This is a genomic window from Pantoea sp. Tr-811 (assembly GCF_011752535.1).
Taxonomy (GTDB): Bacteria; Pseudomonadota; Gammaproteobacteria; order Pseudomonadales; family Pseudomonadaceae; genus Aquipseudomonas.
Map to the genome: position 1 here is coordinate 122,574 of NZ_VWXJ01000013.1, position 16,205 is coordinate 138,778.

At 66.9% G+C, this 16,205-nt stretch carries 12 protein-coding genes; 8 read left to right on the forward strand and 4 right to left on the reverse strand.

The window, feature by feature from the left end; all coding sequences use genetic code 11:
* Positions 1 to 103: 103 nt before the first annotated feature.
* From F3J44_RS19790 to F3J44_RS19805, 4 genes are all read left to right on the forward strand, one after another.
* Positions 104 to 2,257 carry a DUF1631 domain-containing protein gene (locus F3J44_RS19790; protein ID WP_167275258.1) on the forward strand — a complete coding sequence of 718 codons (2,154 nt, stop codon included), beginning with the start codon at positions 104 to 106 and terminating at the stop codon, positions 2,255 to 2,257.
* A 95-nt stretch (positions 2,258 to 2,352) separates the two neighbouring features.
* Complete coding sequence (gene ampD, locus F3J44_RS19795; RefSeq protein ID WP_370526321.1) at positions 2,353 to 2,919, forward strand: 1,6-anhydro-N-acetylmuramyl-L-alanine amidase AmpD; 567 nt, start codon at positions 2,353 to 2,355, stop codon at positions 2,917 to 2,919.
* Positions 2,916 to 3,746 carry a regulatory signaling modulator protein AmpE gene (gene ampE / locus F3J44_RS19800; protein ID WP_167275260.1) on the forward strand — a complete coding sequence of 277 codons (831 nt, stop codon included), beginning with the start codon at positions 2,916 to 2,918 and terminating at the stop codon, positions 3,744 to 3,746. Before ampD ends, ampE begins: the two co-directional genes overlap by 4 nt.
* A 216-nt stretch (positions 3,747 to 3,962) precedes the next feature.
* Positions 3,963 to 5,975, forward strand: a complete 2,013-nt coding sequence (locus tag F3J44_RS19805; protein ID WP_167275263.1) for a methyl-accepting chemotaxis protein — start codon at positions 3,963 to 3,965, stop codon at positions 5,973 to 5,975.
* Positions 5,976 to 6,062: 87 nt separating this feature from the next.
* On the opposite strand, the gene F3J44_RS19810 is transcribed toward F3J44_RS19805, so the two are convergent.
* Positions 6,063 to 6,839, reverse strand: coding sequence for a TatD family hydrolase (locus F3J44_RS19810; RefSeq protein ID WP_167275266.1), 777 nt, complete (start codon positions 6,837 to 6,839; stop codon positions 6,063 to 6,065).
* Positions 6,840 to 6,841: 2 nt separating this feature from the next.
* On the reverse strand, positions 6,842 to 7,837 hold the full coding sequence (gene cra, locus F3J44_RS19815; RefSeq protein WP_167275270.1) for a catabolite repressor/activator: 996 nt from the start codon (positions 7,835 to 7,837) through the stop codon (positions 6,842 to 6,844).
* A 298-nt stretch (positions 7,838 to 8,135) separates the two neighbouring features.
* Between cra and ptsP the strand changes: the two genes are divergently transcribed.
* The 3 genes from ptsP to F3J44_RS19830 are packed head-to-tail and all read left to right on the forward strand — an operon-like array spanning position 8,136 to position 13,663.
* Positions 8,136 to 10,988, forward strand: a complete 2,853-nt coding sequence (gene ptsP, locus F3J44_RS19820; protein WP_167275272.1) for a phosphoenolpyruvate--protein phosphotransferase — start codon at positions 8,136 to 8,138, stop codon at positions 10,986 to 10,988.
* Positions 10,989 to 11,936, forward strand: a complete 948-nt coding sequence (pfkB, locus tag F3J44_RS19825; RefSeq protein ID WP_167275275.1) for a 1-phosphofructokinase — start codon at positions 10,989 to 10,991, stop codon at positions 11,934 to 11,936.
* A complete protein-coding gene (locus tag F3J44_RS19830; RefSeq protein WP_167275278.1) occupies positions 11,933 to 13,663 on the forward strand; it encodes a PTS fructose-like transporter subunit IIB in 1,731 nt (576 codons plus the stop codon). The genes pfkB and F3J44_RS19830 overlap by 4 nt, the downstream gene beginning before the upstream one ends.
* A gap of 110 nt (positions 13,664 to 13,773) precedes the next feature.
* Here the strand turns inward: F3J44_RS19830 and F3J44_RS19835 are convergent, their stop codons facing one another.
* Positions 13,774 to 13,995 carry a DUF3820 family protein gene (locus F3J44_RS19835; RefSeq protein WP_060512540.1) on the reverse strand — a complete coding sequence of 74 codons (222 nt, stop codon included), beginning with the start codon at positions 13,993 to 13,995 and terminating at the stop codon, positions 13,774 to 13,776.
* Positions 13,996 to 14,196: 201 nt separating this feature from the next.
* Between F3J44_RS19835 and F3J44_RS19840 the strand changes: the two genes are divergently transcribed.
* Positions 14,197 to 14,673 carry a PA2169 family four-helix-bundle protein gene (locus F3J44_RS19840; RefSeq protein WP_167275280.1) on the forward strand — a complete coding sequence of 159 codons (477 nt, stop codon included), beginning with the start codon at positions 14,197 to 14,199 and terminating at the stop codon, positions 14,671 to 14,673.
* On the opposite strand, the gene F3J44_RS19845 is transcribed toward F3J44_RS19840, so the two are convergent.
* The gene (locus F3J44_RS19845; RefSeq protein ID WP_167275283.1) at positions 14,670 to 16,166 is read right to left on the reverse strand and encodes a diguanylate cyclase; all 1,497 of its coding nucleotides are present in this window, start codon (positions 16,164 to 16,166) and stop codon (positions 14,670 to 14,672) included. The genes F3J44_RS19840 and F3J44_RS19845 overlap by 4 nt on opposite strands.
* Between the last annotated feature and the right edge of the window lie 39 nt (positions 16,167 to 16,205).

Sequence of the window (16,205 nt, forward strand, 5' to 3'; positions counted from 1 at the left end):
CAGCAGTAGGCTTTTTTACCGATAATAGCGCCCAGTATTTGGCGTCATAGCTTTGACGATTGTTCTCGACCTATCGAACGAGTTACCCAGCAAGGAGTCCGGGATGCAGAAAGACGGCAAGGTGGTGCCTCTGGCAACCGCCCTTGAGCGCGGTGCGCGCACGCCCTTGCCCTGCCTGCCGGTGCTGCTCCTGCAAGTGCGTGACAAGGCCGCCATGCAGTTGCGCCAGGGCCTGCAGGCGCTGTTCGACAATGCCGACGATACCCTGTTCGAAATGGCCGACCGGGCCAGTGACCGCTTCGACCAGAACCTTTATTTCGAAGCCATGCGCGACCTGCGCCTGAAGCGCAAGAGCATCGAGCGCGGCTTCCTGGATATTTTCTACGACAGCTTCGCCCGCATGGGCCAGGCCGACCCGCTCGGCGCCCTGGACCAGGCCGGGGCGGCGCCAGGCCATGTGCAGCCCGAGCGTGCGGCGGCGATCGAGGGCATGCTGGCGCGCGTGCTGTCACGCGATGGTATTGCCCTCGGCCACCTGGGCTTGCGCCTGCAGAACTTGCTGGAGCGGCGAGTGGACGAGCGGCACAACCCGCTCGGCCCTGCAGCCCTGTGCGGGTATTTTCTCGATGCCGGGCGAAACCTGGGGGTAGGCCCGCGGGTCAAGCTGGTGTTGCTCAAGCTGTTCGAACGCTACGTGTTGCGTGACATCGACGTGCTCTATGGCGAAGCCAACCAGTTGCTGGCTGCGGCCGGGGTGCTGTCGGAGCTACAGCCAGCGCCACGCCGCCGCGCCGAGGACCGCCGGCTGAATTCGCGCAGGGTTTCGGCGAACCTGGCGGTTGAAGATGCCCTGGGCGCCGACAGCGCCGGGCAGGCTTTCATCGAGTCCCTGCAAGGGTTGCTGGCGCCCTCGCGCGGGCGTGTGGCGCCGCGCCTGCAGGCGGTGGCCAGCGCCCAGCCGATCAGCACCGCCGACCTGCTGCGCCTGCTGACGCACCTGCAGCACTACGTGCCGGCGGCCATCGACGAGGACGACTTCGACCTGGGCCAGCAGCTTGAGCAGCTGCTGCTGCGGGTCAGCGTGCGCAGCGGCACCCGCCGGCGCATCGCCATGGCGGACGAAGACATCATCAACCTGGTCGGGCTGCTGTTCGCCTACATGGAAACCGACGACAACCTGCCGCAGAGCCTGCGCGCCCTGATCGCGCGCCTGCACATCCCATTGCTCAAGGTGGCGCTGCTCGACAAAAGCCTGTTCAGCCGCGCCAGCCACCCGGCGCGGCGCCTGCTCAATGAAATTGCCAGTGCCGCCATTGGTTGGGAAACCGGCAGCGAAGGCCTGCGCGACAGCCTGCATTTGCGTGTGGAGCGGGTGGTGCAACGGCTGCTCAACGACTTTACCGAAGACGCCGCGCTGTTCAGCGAGTTGCTGGAAGATTTCCTGGCCTTCAGCCAGGACGAGCGCCGGCGCAACGAACTGCTCGAACAGCGCACCCGCGACGCCGAAGAGGGCCGCGCCCGCGCCGTGCAGGCTCGCCAGCACGTGCAGCAGGCCTTGAACCTGCGCCTGCGCGGGCGCTTGTTGCCCCAGGCCGTGGTGCAGATGCTGGTGCACGCCTGGAGCCAGGTGTTGTTGCTGGCCTGGCTCAAGCATGGGCAGGCATCGCCCGCCTGGCAGCAGGCCCTGGCGACCATGGACACGCTGCTGGCCAGCATCGCCCCGCAGGCCGATGCCCAAGCCCTTTTGCAGCAGGTGCCGGGGTTGCTCAAGGCCCTGCGCGAAGGGTTGGCCAGCGTGGCGCTGGACTCACAGGCGACCCGTGAATTCTTCCTTCAGCTGGAGCAGCTGCACCTGCGCGCCTGCGCCCCGGGCGAGCCTGCTGGCGATGACATCGAGCGGGTCTGGGTGCAGGAGGACATCGTGCTGGCGGTGGCTGATGAGTCTGCCTGTGCACCGCTGCACACGCTCGATGAGCCCATGGCCGAGCTGCGCAGCGTGCAGCGCTTGCGCATCGGCGCCTGGGTTGAAGTGCTCGACGATGACGAACCCCTGCGCTGCAAGCTGGTGGCACGTATCGACAGCAGCGACCGCCTGGTGTTTGCCAACCGCACCGGCATGAAGGTGCGCGAATGGAACAGCGCAGGCCTGGCCCGGGCGGTGCGCCGGGGCGATGTGCGAGTGCTCGATGACGGCCTGCTGTTCGAACGGGCGCTGGAAACCGTGCTCGAAGGCTTGCGCCAGCAGCAGGTGCACTGAGCGGCGGTATTACAATCATTCACATGCACAGCGGTGCGGGCCCAAGGCATACTGCAACCCTGTACCCGGCGTTTTTCAGGATCTGCCCCATGCAATTGGACCGTGCCACGGGCTGGTTCCACGGAATCGGAATCACCCACTGCCCCTCGCCGAACTTCAATGCCCGCCCCGACGGCGAAGCCATTTCCCTGCTCGTTATCCACAACATCAGCCTGCCGCCTGCCTGTTTTGGCACCGGCAAGGTCCAGCAGTTCTTCCAGAACCGCCTGGACCCAAACGAACACCCGTACTTCGCCGGCATCCAGCACCTGACCGTGTCGGCCCACCTGTTCGTCGAGCGTGACGGTGCGGTGACCCAGTTCGTGTCTCTGCTCGACCGCGCCTGGCACGCCGGGGTGTCGTGTTTCGATGGCCGCGAGGGCTGCAACGATTTTTCCATCGGCATCGAGCTCGAAGGCACTGACGATTTGCCTTACACCGATGCCCAGTACCAGGTGCTGGAGCAGCTGACCCGGCATATCCGCGCGGCCTGGCCGGCCATCGATCTGGGCCGCATCCAGGGCCACAGCGACATCGCCCCGGTGCGCAAGACCGACCCTGGCCCGGCATTCGACTGGCCGCGCTACCGCAATGCGCTGACGCACAATGAGGGCAAGGCATGAGTTTTCTGGTGTTGTTACTGGCGCTGTGGGTCGAGAAGTTTTCGGCCCTGCGCCACCAGGTTCAACGCGATGGTTTCTTCCTCGGCGAGCTGGTGCGCCTGGAGCGCAGTGGCAAGGTCGACCCCTGGTGGACGCTGACGATTCTGATTCTGGCGCCGGTGGCCGTGCTGGTGCTGCTGTTGCACGTGCTGGAACCGGTGGCCTATGGCTTGCTGGCTTTGCCGGTTCACTTGCTGGTGCTGGTCTACAGCCTGGGGCGCGGCGATGCCAAGGCTGCCCTGGGGCCGTTTCGCGACGCCTGGCGACGGGGGGATGACCAGGCTGCGTTGCATGTGGCCGAGCGTGACCTGGGCCTGCAGGCCGAGGAGCCCCACGGCTTGCTGGTGCGGGTGCAGGGCCACTTGCTGTGGCAGGTGTACCAAGGGTTTTTCGCCGTCATTTTCTGGTATTTCGTGCTTGGCCCCGGTGCTGCCTTGGCCTACCGCCTGCTGGCCCTGACGGCCGAGCACGGCAAGCAGCCGGCGCTGCGCGCCCGTGCCGAACAGCTGCGGCATATTCTGGACTGGCTGCCGGTGCGGGTGCTGGCGGTGAGCTTTGCGCTGGTGGGCAATTTCGTTGCGGTTACCCGGGTGATGCTGCATGAATTGCTCAATGGGCACATCAGCGCTGCGCACCTGGTGGCGCGGGTTGGGCGCATTGCCGACGACATTCCTGAGGAAGAAGATGCCCAGCGCGGGCTGGGGCGGTTGGACAGCCTGTGGGAATTGCTGCTGCGCTGTGCGGTGCTGTGGTATGCCGGGTTTGCCCTGTGGACGGTGTTGGTTTGACGTCCGGGCGCCGCTGGCGCGGCGCATCGCGAGCTTCGCTCGCTCCTACCAAAGCCCAACACTGCCCCGGTAGGAGCGAGCGCTAGCTCGCGAAGCGCCGCGCCAGCGGCGCCCCCAACGGTTAACCTTAAGTTACAAACCTCCGATTCGATCTGCGTTATACAGATGGCCTAGTGCTATCCCCGCAGAACAACAAGAATCCAAGGAGGTGCCCCCGTGAAGCGTCTGCTCTACCCGGCCATCGCACTGATGAACCGCCTGAGCTTCGGCCAGAAGTTCAGCCTCATCAGCGTCCTGTTCTTCCTGCCCATGCTGGCCACCAGCTTCTACCTGGTGCGTGACGCCTACCAGCAATTGCACAGCACCGGTTCCGAACTGCGCGACATCGCGCCCCTGGCCGGCAGCCTGGCCCTGCGCGCCGACCTGGAGGCCCTGGGCAACCTGCTGCAAGTCAACGCCGTGCTCGGCCAGTCGGGCCAGCCCGGTGACCTGGAGCCGCGCATCGCCGCGCTGCAGGACAAGGTCCAGGCGCAGTTGCAGGCGCTGCAGGGCAGCGAGTCGGTGCCCCAGGCCAAACTCGATGAACTGGCCACTGCCTTCACCCGCGCGCGCAACGAGTCGTCCTTGCAGAACAAGACCGCGCTGTTCGACAAGCTGCTAGCCCAGGCCCAGATGCTTGGCAAGCAGGTGGCAAGCCAGGCGGGCCTGAACCAGGACAGCCAGGCCTCGGTGCGCCAGCTGGGCGAATTGATCACGGTCGCCACCGCGCAGGTCACCCAGGCCCTGGGCGAAGGTCGCGCGATGGGGGCAGTGGCCCTGGGCCGCGGCTTCATCGACTCCTCCGGCAGTGCGCGCTTCGAAGACCTGCTGCAGCGCCTGGAGCGCCTGGCGGCGGACTACGCATTGCGCCTGGACGACGCCATGGCCAGCGACCCCGGCGCCGAGGCCCGGTTGGCGGACGTGGCCCGGGCCAGCCAGGCGACGGTCAAACAAGCGGCGGCCTTTTTCGAGGATCAGGTGGTGGTGGCGCAAGCACTCGATGCCCCTTGGCCGGCGTTCTACCAGCACGTCAGCGAGTTGATGGCCCACACCTACCGGCTGAACGACGCGACCCTCGACCACCTGCAGGCCCAGTTGCAGGCGCGCCTTGCCGAGCAGCGCCTGCGCATGCTCGGCCTTGGCGCAGCGCTGGCTGGTGCCTTCGCGTTGATCCTTTACCTCTACGGCGGTTTCTATGCCTCCACGCGGGCCACCCTGCGCCGGCTTGGCGGTGCCATGGACCGGGTTGCCGCGGGCGACATGACGGTCACCTTCAAGGCCCACAGCCGCGATGAACTCGGCGACCTGGGCCAGGGCTTCAGCGAAACCGTGCGGCGCATCCGTGGCCTGATCGAGCAAGTGGGGCTCACTGTCGTGGCGGTTGAAGCACAAGCCGGGCAGGTGCTGGCGGTGTCTGCCCGCAGCAACCAGGCCGTGAGCGGCCAGCGCGAGCAGATCGAACAAGTGGCCACGGCCATGAACCAGATGAGCGCCACCGCCCAGGAAGTGGCACGCAGCGCGGCCTTGGCGGCCGAAGGCGCGCAGCAGGTCAACCAGGAAAGCGCCACGGGCCGCTCCCTGGTACACAGCCAGCAGGGCAGCATTGGCCGGCTGGCGGCGGAAATCGACCAGACGGTGCTGGCGATCAACCAGCTGGCAACTGACAGCCAGGCCATCGGCCAGGTGCTGGAGGTGATTCGCAGCATTGCCGAGCAGACCAACCTGCTGGCGCTCAACGCCGCCATCGAGGCCGCCCGGGCCGGCGAGCAGGGGCGTGGCTTTGCCGTGGTTGCCGATGAAGTGCGTACCCTGGCCAGGCGTACCCAGGACTCCACCGCGCAGATCGCGCAGATGATCCAGCGCCTGCAGGAAGGTGTGGGGGCGGCGGTGCAGGCCATGGGCAGCAGCCACCAGATGGCCGCGGGCACCGTCGATGAAGCGCGCCAGGTGCAGCAGGCGTTGGGCAACATCCTGGGGGCGGTGGGTGGCATCGTCGAACAGAACCAGCAGATTGCGGCGGCGGTGGAGCAGCAGACGGCAGTGGCCCATGATATCGACCGCAACATCGTGGCGATCAACCGAGCCGCCCAGGACACCACCCAAGGGGCCTGCCAGACCGAGGATGCCAGCCGGGCGTTGTCGGTTCAGGTGGTGGAGTTGAAGCGGTTGATCGGGGCGTTCAGGGTTTGAGGAGGTAGCCTGTTCCGGCCCTTTCGCGGGGCAAGCCCGCTCCTACAGCCTGTGTAGGAGCGGGCTTGCCCCGCGAAAGGGCCGGCACTACCAGCCAAAAACCTCGCAGGCGTTCCGGCTGCTGGCCTCAGCCAGCACTGCAACCTCAACCCCAATCAGCTCGGCCAACACCCCGGCAATCTCCGGCAAATGCTCCGGGCTATTACGCTCCCCGGCAAACATCGCCGGCGCCATGTCGGGCGAGTCGGTCTCCAGCACGATGCTTTCCAGCGGCAGGCGCGCAACCGTCTTGCGCAAGCGCAACGCCTGCGGCCAGGTCGCCGCGCCACCCAAACCCAGCCTGAAGCCCAGCTTGATGTACTCGCGTGCCTCCTCGAAGCTACCGGCGAAGGCATGGATTACCCCACCTCTGGCCAGTTTGTAGCGCTTGAGCGTGGCGATCACCTGGGCATGGCTGCGGCGCACGTGCAGCAGGGCCGGCAACTCGAAATCGCAGGCCATCTGCAACTGTGCCTCGAACAACGCCTGCTGGCGCTCCTTGTCCAGTTCTTCAAGGTAGTAGTCCAGGCCGAACTCGCCCACGGCGCACAGACGCGGGTCACCGTGCAGCCGTTCCAGCCACTGGCGCAATTGCACCAGGTGCTCTGGCCGATGCTGCTCCAGGTAGACCGGGTGCAGCCCCAGCGCTGCATGCACGCTGCCTTCGGCGCACGCCAGGTCCCACACCCGCTGGAAGTTCGCCTGGTACACCCCCAGCACCACCATCCGCTCCACCCCGCGCGCCGCCGCGTTGGCCAGCAGGCGCGGGCGGTCGGCGTCGAACTCGGGGAAGTCCAGGTGGGTGTGGGTGTCGATAAGGCGCATGGTCAGGCCGAGGCGATGCGTTGCTTGAAGGTACGGCCCACGGCATGCACCCCAGGCTCGTAGCGTTTTTCCTCGATGGCGGCCAGGGCCAGTTCCAGTGCCGTGGCGGCGATCAAACCGTGCTGCTGGGCCATGGCGTTGACCGGCAGTGGCAGGAAATCGAGCAGCTGGTTGTCGCCGAAGGTGCCCAGGTGCAACTGGCGCGAATCGGCCGGGCGCGCCTGCAGGGTATCGAACACCCCTTGCAGCAGCACATAGGAGGTGGTGACCAGGGCATCCGGCAGGCCGCCTTGGTCATCGATCAACTGTTGCATCAGGCGCTGGCCGCACTCACGGCTGAAGGCCTCGCCCTGGTAACGCCGCACCACACCGTCGAAGCCTTGCATGGCTTCGTCGAAGCCGCCGGCACGGGCCTGGCTGACCGACAGTTCCGGGCGTGCGCCAATCAGGGCAATGCTGCGCGGCGCGGTGGCCAGCAGGCTGCCGGCCAGTTGCCGGCTGGCATCGCGGTCGTCGCTGATGACCGAGCAGAAGTGGGCTGGGTCCAGGCGCCGGTCGATGGCGATGACGGGCAGGCCTTTGTCGTGCAGCTCGCGGTAGCTGTCATCTTCCGGCGGCAGGCAGCTGGCGACGAACAGCGCGTCGCAGCGCCGGGCGCGGAACAGCTGCTGCAGTTGGCGCTCGCTGTCGGGCTGGTCGTCGCTGCTGGCGATCAGCAACTGGTAGCCACGGGCACGGGCACCCTGTTCCAGCTGCTTGGCGATGCGGGCATAGCTGGGGTTCTCCAGATCCGGGAGAATGAAGCCCAGGGTACGGGTGTGGCGGCTGCGCAGGCCGGCGGCCTGTGGGTTGGGGGTGAAGCCATGGGCTTCGACCACCGCACGCACCCGTTCGACAGTGCTGTTGCTGATGCGCTGCTGCTCGGCCTTGCCGTTGATGACGTAACTGGCAGTGGTCACTGACACACCGGCCAGGCGGGCGATATCGCTGAGTTTCACCGAATTTTCCTTGTTATTACCGGGACTGGCTACGGAACCAGGACCGGGTAGTTTGACCCGGATTGGCCCCCGCGCGCAGGCGACCATTGTCGCAATTGTCCGACAGGATGGGGCTTTTTCCTTGGAAGATTATCGAGTAACGTGGCCGCTTGGTCAGATTAAACGATTCAGCCAGTAAATTTTCTGCCCCGACAGCTGCCGATACCCGGCTGCCGAACTGGCTGATTCCGTGAATATCACAACAATACCTCAGTACCCGGCACTAAAACCAAGCCCGGGGCTGCAAAAGGAGAAGGTCATGCTCGAGCTCGCCAAAGAGCAGATTGCCATGGGCCAGCAGGCCGCCGACAAGGCCCAGGCATTGCGCCTGCTGGCGGACCGGCTGGTCGCCGACGGCCTGGTGGCCGAGGGGTATCTGCAGGGCTTGCAGGCGCGCGAGGCGCAAGGTTCGACCTTCCTCGGCCAGGGCATCGCCATTCCCCACGGCACCCCGCAAACCCGCGACCTGGTGTACGCCACCGGCGTGCGCCTGCTGCAGTTCCCCGAGGGCGTGGACTGGGGCGATGGCCAGATCGTCTATCTGGCCATCGGCATCGCTGCCCGGTCCGACGAACACCTGCGCCTGCTGCAACTGCTCACCCGCGCCCTGGGCGAAACCGACCTGGCCGAGGCGCTGCGCCGGGCCAGCTCCGCCGAGGCCCTGCTCAAGTTGCTGCAAGGTGCGCCCCAGGCACTGGCGCTGGACGCGCAGCTGGTTGGCCTGAACCTGCCCGCCGAAGACTTCGACGAGCTGGCCTGGCGCGGTGCACGCCTGTTGCAGCGCGCCGGTTGCGTGGACAGCGGCTTTGCCGCCGTGTTGCAGCAGGCCGAGCCGCTGCCGCTGGGTGAAGGCCTCTGGTGGTTGCACAGTGAACGCCAGGTGCGCCAGCCGGGCCTGGCGTTCATCACCCCGCAACAGCCGCTGCGTTACCGCGACCAGCCGCTTAACGGCCTGTTCTGCCTGGCAAGCCTGGGCGCCGCCCATCAGGCCCTGCTCGAACGCCTGTGCGAGGTGCTGATCGAAGGCCGCGGGCAAACCCTGTACCAGGCCACCAGTAGCCGTACCGTGCTCGAAGTGCTCGGTGGCGAGGCCCCGGCCGACTGGCCGAGTGCGCGCATCGTGCTGGCCAACCCGCATGGCCTGCATGCGCGCCCGGCCAAGGTGCTCGCGCAGCTGGCCAAGGGCTTCGACGGCGAGCTGCGCCTGCGCCTGCCCGACAGCGGGCAGCCGGCGGTGTCGGTGAAAAGCCTGAGCAAATTGCTCAGCCTCGGCGCCCGGCGCGGGCAGGAACTGGAACTGATTGCCGAGCCTTCGATTGCCGCTGATGCGCTGCCGGTACTGCTGGCGGCCATCGAGGCGGGGCTGGGCGAGGAGGTCGAGCCGCTGCCCACGGTAGCCAGCCCGGTTGCTGAGGTTGCCGCGCAGCCCTTGCAGGCACCACCCGCCGGCAGCCACATCCAGGGCGTTAGTGCTTCCCCAGGCATTGCCAGTGGCCCTGCGCATGTGTGTGTCGAGCGCGACATCGACTACCCGCTGCGCGGTGAATCGCCCGCAGCGGAGCGCCGCAAGCTGCGTGAGGCCCTGGCCGTGGTGAACGCCGACCTGCAGGCGCTGGTGCAGCGCAGCGACAAGGCCATTGGCGAGATCTTCGTCACCCACCAGGAAATGCTCGCCGACCCGGCCTTGGGCGACGACGTGGAACTGCGCCTGGCCCAGGGCGAGAGCGCGCAGGCGGGTTGGATGGCGGTGATCGAAGCTGCCGCACGCCAACAGGAAGCGCTGCAGGACGCCTTGCTTGCTGAACGCGCCGCCGACCTGCGCGACATCGGCCGCCGGGTGCTGGCGCAGCTGTGCGGCGTGCAGGCGCAGGCAGAACCCGAGCAACCCTACGTGCTGGTGATGGGCGAGGTTGGCCCGTCCGACGTCGCCCGCCTGAACCCGGAGCGGGTCGCCGGCATCGTCACCGCCCATGGCGGCGCCACCGCACACAGTGCCATCGTCGCCCGCGCCCTGGGCATTCCGGCAGTGGTTGGCGCTGGCGCTGCGGTGCTGCTGCTCGAACCTGGCACGCCCTTGTTGCTCGATGGCCAGCGTGGGCAGGTCACGGTGGCACCCGCGGCAGACGAGCTGCAACGCGCCCTGGCCGAACGCGACGCGCGCGAGCAGCGCCTGCAGGCCGCCTGGGCCGAGCGCCACGCGCCGGCCGTCACCCGCGACGGCCATGCGGTTGAAGTGTTCGCCAACATTGGCGACAGCAACGGCATCGCCAAGGTGGTGGAGCAGGGCGCCGAAGGCGTTGGCCTGCTGCGCACCGAACTGATCTTCATGGCCCACCCGCAAGCGCCGGATGTGGCCACCCAGGAGGCCGAGTACCGCCGCGTGCTCGACGGCCTGGGCGGGCGGCCACTGGTGGTGCGTACCCTGGATGTCGGCGGCGACAAGCCACTGCCGTACTGGCCGATCGCTGCCGAGGAAAACCCCTTCCTTGGCGTGCGCGGCGTGCGCTTGACCCTGCAGCGCCCGCAGATCATGGAAGACCAGCTGCGCGCCCTGCTGCGCGCTGCCGACCAGCGCCCGCTGCGCATCATGTTCCCGATGGTTGGGCAGGCCCACGAGTGGCGCGAGGCACGCGCCATGGTCGAGGGCCTGCGCCAGGAAATTCCGGTGGCCGACCTGCAGGTCGGGATCATGGTCGAGGTGCCGTCCGCAGCCCTCATGGCGGCGCAACTGGCCCGCGAAGTGGACTTCTTCAGCATCGGCACCAACGACCTCACCCAGTACACCCTGGCCATCGACCGCGGCCACCCGAGCCTGTCGGCCCAGGCCGACGGCCTGCACCCAGCGGTGCTGAGCCTGATCGACATGACCGTGCGCGCCGCCCATGCCCACGGCAAGTGGGTAGGCGTGTGCGGCGAGCTGGCCGCCGACCCGCAGGCCGTGGCCGTGCTGCTGGGCCTGGACGTGGATGAACTGAGCGTGGCGGCCCGCAGCATTGCCGAAGTCAAGGCCCTGGTTCGCCAGGCCGATCACCAGACGGCCCGCGCCCTGGCGCGCGAGGCCCTGCAACAAGACAGCGCCGCAGCGGTACGCGCGCTGGTGGAGCGTTACTGAATGGCCAAGATCCTCACCCTGACCCTGAACCCGGCGCTGGACCTCACCCTCAGCCTCGACACCCTGCGCCCCGGCCATGTCAACCGCACCCAGGCCCAGCAAAGCCATGCCGCTGGCAAGGGCCTGAACGTCGCCCAGGTGCTGGCCGACCTGGGCCACCAGGTGACCGTGGCCGGTTTCCTCGGCCAGGACAACCTGCAGCCATTCGAAGCGCTGATCGCCCGCCGTGGCTTTGCCGACTGCTTCGTGCGCGTGCCCGGCGAAACCCGCAGCAACGTCAAGGTGGTCGAAGCCAATGGCCGGGTCACCGACATCAACGGCCAGGGGCCGGAGGTTGGCGAAGCTGCCCGCGCCGAGCTGTTGCAACGCCTGGCACAGGCCGCGCCGGGGCACTCGGCGGTGGTGGTGGCGGGCAGCCTGCCGCGCGGCATCAGCGCCGCCTGGTTCCGTGACTTGCTGCTGCAGCTCAAGGCACTGGGGTTGAAGGTTGCCCTCGACAGCAGCGGCGAGGCGCTGCGTGCCGGCCTGCAGAGCGCGCCGTGGCTGGTGAAGCCGAACACCGAGGAACTGGGCGAGGTGCTTGGCCTGCCGGTGCATGACCTGGCCGCGCAGCGTGCCGCCGCCGAGCGCCTGTTGGGCAGTGGCGTCGAGCATGTGGTGGTGTCGGCGGGCGAGCAGGGCGTCAGCTGGTTCGCCGCAGGCGTTGCCCTGCAGGCACGCCCGCCGCACGTGCAGGTGGCCAGCACCGTGGGCGCCGGTGATTCGCTGGTGGCCGGTATGGTCCATGGCCTGCTCACCGGGAAAGCCCCGCAACACACCCTGCGCCACGCCACCGCCATTGCCGCCCAGGCCGTGACCCAGGTGGGCTTCGGCATCAACGACCGCGCGCAATTGGCGCAGCTGGAAGCCGCCGTGCAACTGACAGAACAACAAGAGGGTTGCCGATGAACATTGCCATTGTCACCGCCTGCCCCAATGGGCAGGTGTCCAGCGTGCTCAGCGCACGCCTGTTGTCGGCCGCCGCCCAGCGCCGTGGCTGGAAGACCTGCGTTGAAGTGCAGGACGCCGAACACCCCGAACGCCAGCTGAGCGCCGCGCAGATCGCCGAGGCCGACTGGGTGCTGGTGGTCAGCACCGGCCCCGTGGACCTGGCCCGTTTCACCGGCAAGCGCCTGTACCAGAGCAGCCCGGCCCAGGCCCTGGCAGACCGCGAGCATTTTCTTGATGAAGCGGCGGCCAACGCCCAGGTGCAGGCTGCCGAGCCGTTCGCCCAGGCGCCCGCTGCCGCCACACGCATCGTCGCGGTAACCGCCTGCCCGACCGGCGTGGCGCACACCTTCATGGCCGCCGAAGCCCTGCAGCAGGCCGCCCAGCAACTGGGTTACCAACTGACGGTGGAAACCCAGGGCTCGGTGGGGGCACGCAACCCGCTGTCGGCGCAGGCCATCGCCGAAGCCGACGTGGTGCTGCTGGCCGCCGACATCGAGGTGCCCACGGCACGCTTTGCCGGCAAGCGCATCTACCGCTGCGGCACCGGCATCGCCCTCAAGCAGGCCCAGGCGACCCTGGCCAAGGCGCTGGCCGAGGCCAAGGTGGAAAGCGCAGGCGATGCAGCCGCTGCGCCAAGCGCCAAGGCGGAAAAGGCCGGGGTGTACAAGCACCTGCTGACCGGCGTGTCGTTCATGCTGCCGATGGTGGTGGCCGGCGGTTTGCTGATCGCCTTGTCGTTCGTCTTCGGCATCGAGGCCTACAAGGAACCTGGCACCTTGCCAGCGGCGTTGATGCAGATCGGCGGCGAAGCGGCGTTCAAGCTGATGGTGCCGTTGCTGGCCGGCTACATTGCCTGGTCCATCGCCGACCGCCCGGGCCTGGCGCCGGGGATGATCGGCGGCTTGCTGGCAAGCACCCTCGGGGCCGGGTTCATTGGCGGCATCGTCGCCGGTTTTCTTGCCGGTTACAGCGCCAAGGCCATTGCCCGCTGGGCCAAGCTGCCGAGTAGCCTGGAGGCGCTCAAGCCGATTCTGATCATTCCACTGTTGGCCAGCCTGTTCACGGGCCTGGTGATGATCTACGTGGTCGGCCAGCCGGTCGCGGCCATGCTCGAAGGCCTCACGCACTTTCTCGACAGCATGGGCACCACCAACGCCATTCTGTTGGGGCTGCTGCTGGGCGGCATGATGTGCGTCGACCTGGGCGGGCCGATCAACAAGGCGGCGTACGCCTTTTCGGTAGGGCTGCTGGCCTCGTCCAGTTATGCACCGATGGCGGCGACCATGGCCGCGGGCATGGTGCCGCCGATTGGCCTGGGCCTGGCCACCTTCCTGGCCCGGCGCAAGTTCGCCCAGAGCGAGCGAGAGGCGGGCAAGGCGGCATTGGCGCTGGGGCTGTGCTTCATCTCCGAAGGAGCGATTCCGTTCGCCGCCAAGGACCCGCTGCGGGTGATTCCGGCGAGCATCGCCGGTGGCGCGTTGACCGGGGCATTGTCGATGTACTTTGGCTGCAAGCTGATGGCGCCCCATGGCGGGCTGTTCGTGTTGCTGATTCCCAATGCCATCAACCACGCGTTGTTGTATTTGCTGGCGATCGTGGCCGGGAGCCTGGTGACGGCGGTGGTGTATGCGGTGATCAAGAAGAGCGAGCGGGTGGAGTTGGCGGTGGCGCCGGTTAAAGGTTAGCGGTTTGTGGTGGCCTTGGCGGCCCTTTCGCGGGGCAAGCCCGCTCCTACAGGATTAACACCGGCGGTCTTTGTAGGAGCGGGCTTGCCCCGCGAAAGGGCCGGCCCAGGCTAGCGCCGATGCTTCTGCCGCAACGGCACCAGCAGGTCGGCCAGCCCGTTATGGTCAACCTCATGCATCAACGCCAACAACCCCCCAAGCTCCCCCGCTGGAAACCCTTTGCGCGCAAACCAGGCCAGGTAGTCCCCCGGCAGGTCGGCAATGATCCGCCCCTGGTATTTGCCAAATGGCATGGTGCGGGTCACCAGCAGTTCGAGCATTTCCGGTTTCATCGCGCAGCCCTGGCAGTGAATGAGCGCCGACCATACTGCAATCTGCACGGGCACCCAAGCGGTAATCATGCATAACACCGCTTCCGGTGTTCGTTAGACTTTTTATAAATAATTGTTTTTTAAAGAATTATTGAAAACTACAGGCCTGGCACGAAGGCTGCTCCATTACAGATGACTATCACCTGCCTAGGAGTCTGTGCCATGAGCAACCCCAACAAAGACGTAATCGACGTACTCAACGACCTGATCGAGTACAGCAAGGACGGCGAAAAGGGCTTCAAGGCGTCGGCCGATGACGTGAAGAACCCCAGCCTCAAGGCGTTCTTCGTCCAGCGCGCCGGCGAATGCGCCAACGCAGCCGCTGAGCTGCAAAGCGAAGTGCGCCGCCTGGGCGGCGACCCGGAAACCACCACCAGCATCAGCGGTGACCTGCACCGTGGCTGGGTGAACCTGAAGTCGATGGTTACCGGCAAGGACGAAGAAGCGGTGCTCAACGAAGTGGAGCGTGGTGAAGACCATGCCCTGAAAGCCTACAAGGAAGCCCGCGAGAAGCTGGTGAAGCTGGGCCGCATGGCCAGCGACAGCAGCTATGCACTGGTGGAAAAACAGCTGCAAGGCGTGCAGCGCAACCACGACCAGGTCAAGGCGCTGCGTAACGCGGCCCGCACCCAGTCCTAGGCCAGCGGCCCCTCTACCTGGTTGCGGCCATTGGCCTTGGCCCGGTAGAGCGCTTCATCCGCGGCGCCCAGTAGCCGTGAAAGGTCCTGCTGGGTGCCGGGGGTGTAAACGCCGATGCCGATGCTCACCGTCACCGAGTGGGCATCGTCGGCAAACGGCGCCAAGGCTTCCACCCTTGCGCGAATGCGCTCGGCCAACATGGCTGCACCGTGCTGTTCGGTTTCTGGCAGCACTACCTGAAACTCCTCCCCGCCATAGCGTGCCGCCAGGTCCGCAGGCCGGCGTATGCACTGCTCCATGGCCTTGGCCACCTCGCGCAGGGCATGGTCGCCTCCGGCATGGCCGTGGCGCTGGTTGAACGCCTTGAAGTGATCCACATCCACCATCAGTACCGCCAGCGGCTTGCGATTGCGCTGGGCGCGTGACCATTCCTGGCGCAGCACCTGGTCGAGGCGGCGGCGGTTGGCCAGCCCGGTCAGGCTGTCGGTGGCGGCCAGTGCTTCCAGGCCTTGCTCGGCTTCGTGGCGGCGGCGCAGCTCGCGGCCCAGCAGCAACGTCAGCCAGAGGATACCGATGCAGAGCGTGCCGGTGGCGGCACTGACCACAATGGCCGTGCGCCGCCACGACTGGAACACCTCATCGGCCGAGTGCACCACCAGCACGATCAGCGGCAGGTCGGCCACCCGGGCGAAGGTGTACATGCGTTGGGTGCCATAGATGCTGGAGCGGGCGGTGAAGCTGCCGCTGCGCTCGCCCAGGATGCGCTTGAAGTTGGGGCGGTCGGCGAAATTGGTGCCGATCAGCGGGTCCTGGCTGCGGGTGGGTTGCCGGGCCAGCAGTTGGCCGTCGGTGTTGAGCAGGTTGATGCTGCTTTCCTCGCCAATGTCCAGGCGCTGGAACAGCTCGTTGAAATAGGACAGGCGCAGGGCACCGGCGGCAAGGCCTGCGAAACTGCCGTCTGCCCCCGGTATGCGCCGGCTGAAGCTGATGCACCAGTCCAGGTTGCCCAGGCGCGCCTTGAATGGCGGGCTGATGAACAGGCCCAGCCCCGGGTTGTGGCGGTGGGCGCGAAATGCCTCGGTATCGGCAAAATTGGCCTGGCGCGGTTTCACGCTGATCGAATCGCCCACCACATCGCCGTTGGCGTCGAGCCAGAGGATGTCACCGCGCACCGGGGCGGCGAAGGTCTGGTTGAACAGGATCTGCTGGCGCAGGCGTGGCCTGACCTGCAGCAGCTCCGGGTGCTGCACTGCCCAGATCAGCCCGCGCAGGGATTGGTCGTAGAGCTCGACGTTGCGCAGGATGTCGCTTTCGATCAGCTGCACGATATTGCCGGACGACCGTATGGCCGACTGTTCGACATTATCGCGCTCGCGGCCCAGCAAATAGCTGACGATGGCCACGATGGCGAGCACGGCAAGGCAACTGCCCAGGTTGAGGAACAGCTCGGGGTGCGACCTGTAGAGTGCGAAACGCGAGGTTGAAGTGGGCATGCGCGCTACTGCTGAGGCAGGGCCATTTTCGGCGGGCGA

Excerpts from the sequence above, each read along its gene's own strand:
- F3J44_RS19830 (WP_167275278.1), top strand. The coding sequence starts at position 11,933 with ATGAACATTGCCATTGTCACCGCCTGCCCCAATGGGCAGGTGTCCAGC.
- ampE (WP_167275260.1), top strand. The coding sequence starts at position 2,916 with ATGAGTTTTCTGGTGTTGTTACTGGCGCTGTGGGTCGAGAAGTTTTCG.
- pfkB (WP_167275275.1), top strand. The coding sequence starts at position 10,989 with ATGGCCAAGATCCTCACCCTGACCCTGAACCCGGCGCTGGACCTCACC.
- F3J44_RS19845 (WP_167275283.1), bottom strand. The coding sequence starts at position 16,166 with ATGCCCACTTCAACCTCGCGTTTCGCACTCTACAGGTCGCACCCCGAG.
- F3J44_RS19790 (WP_167275258.1), top strand. The coding sequence starts at position 104 with ATGCAGAAAGACGGCAAGGTGGTGCCTCTGGCAACCGCCCTTGAGCGC.
- F3J44_RS19840 (WP_167275280.1), top strand. The coding sequence starts at position 14,197 with ATGAGCAACCCCAACAAAGACGTAATCGACGTACTCAACGACCTGATC.
- F3J44_RS19835 (WP_060512540.1), bottom strand. The coding sequence starts at position 13,995 with ATGAAACCGGAAATGCTCGAACTGCTGGTGACCCGCACCATGCCATTT.
- F3J44_RS19810 (WP_167275266.1), bottom strand. The coding sequence starts at position 6,839 with ATGCGCCTTATCGACACCCACACCCACCTGGACTTCCCCGAGTTCGAC.
- ptsP (WP_167275272.1), top strand. The coding sequence starts at position 8,136 with ATGCTCGAGCTCGCCAAAGAGCAGATTGCCATGGGCCAGCAGGCCGCC.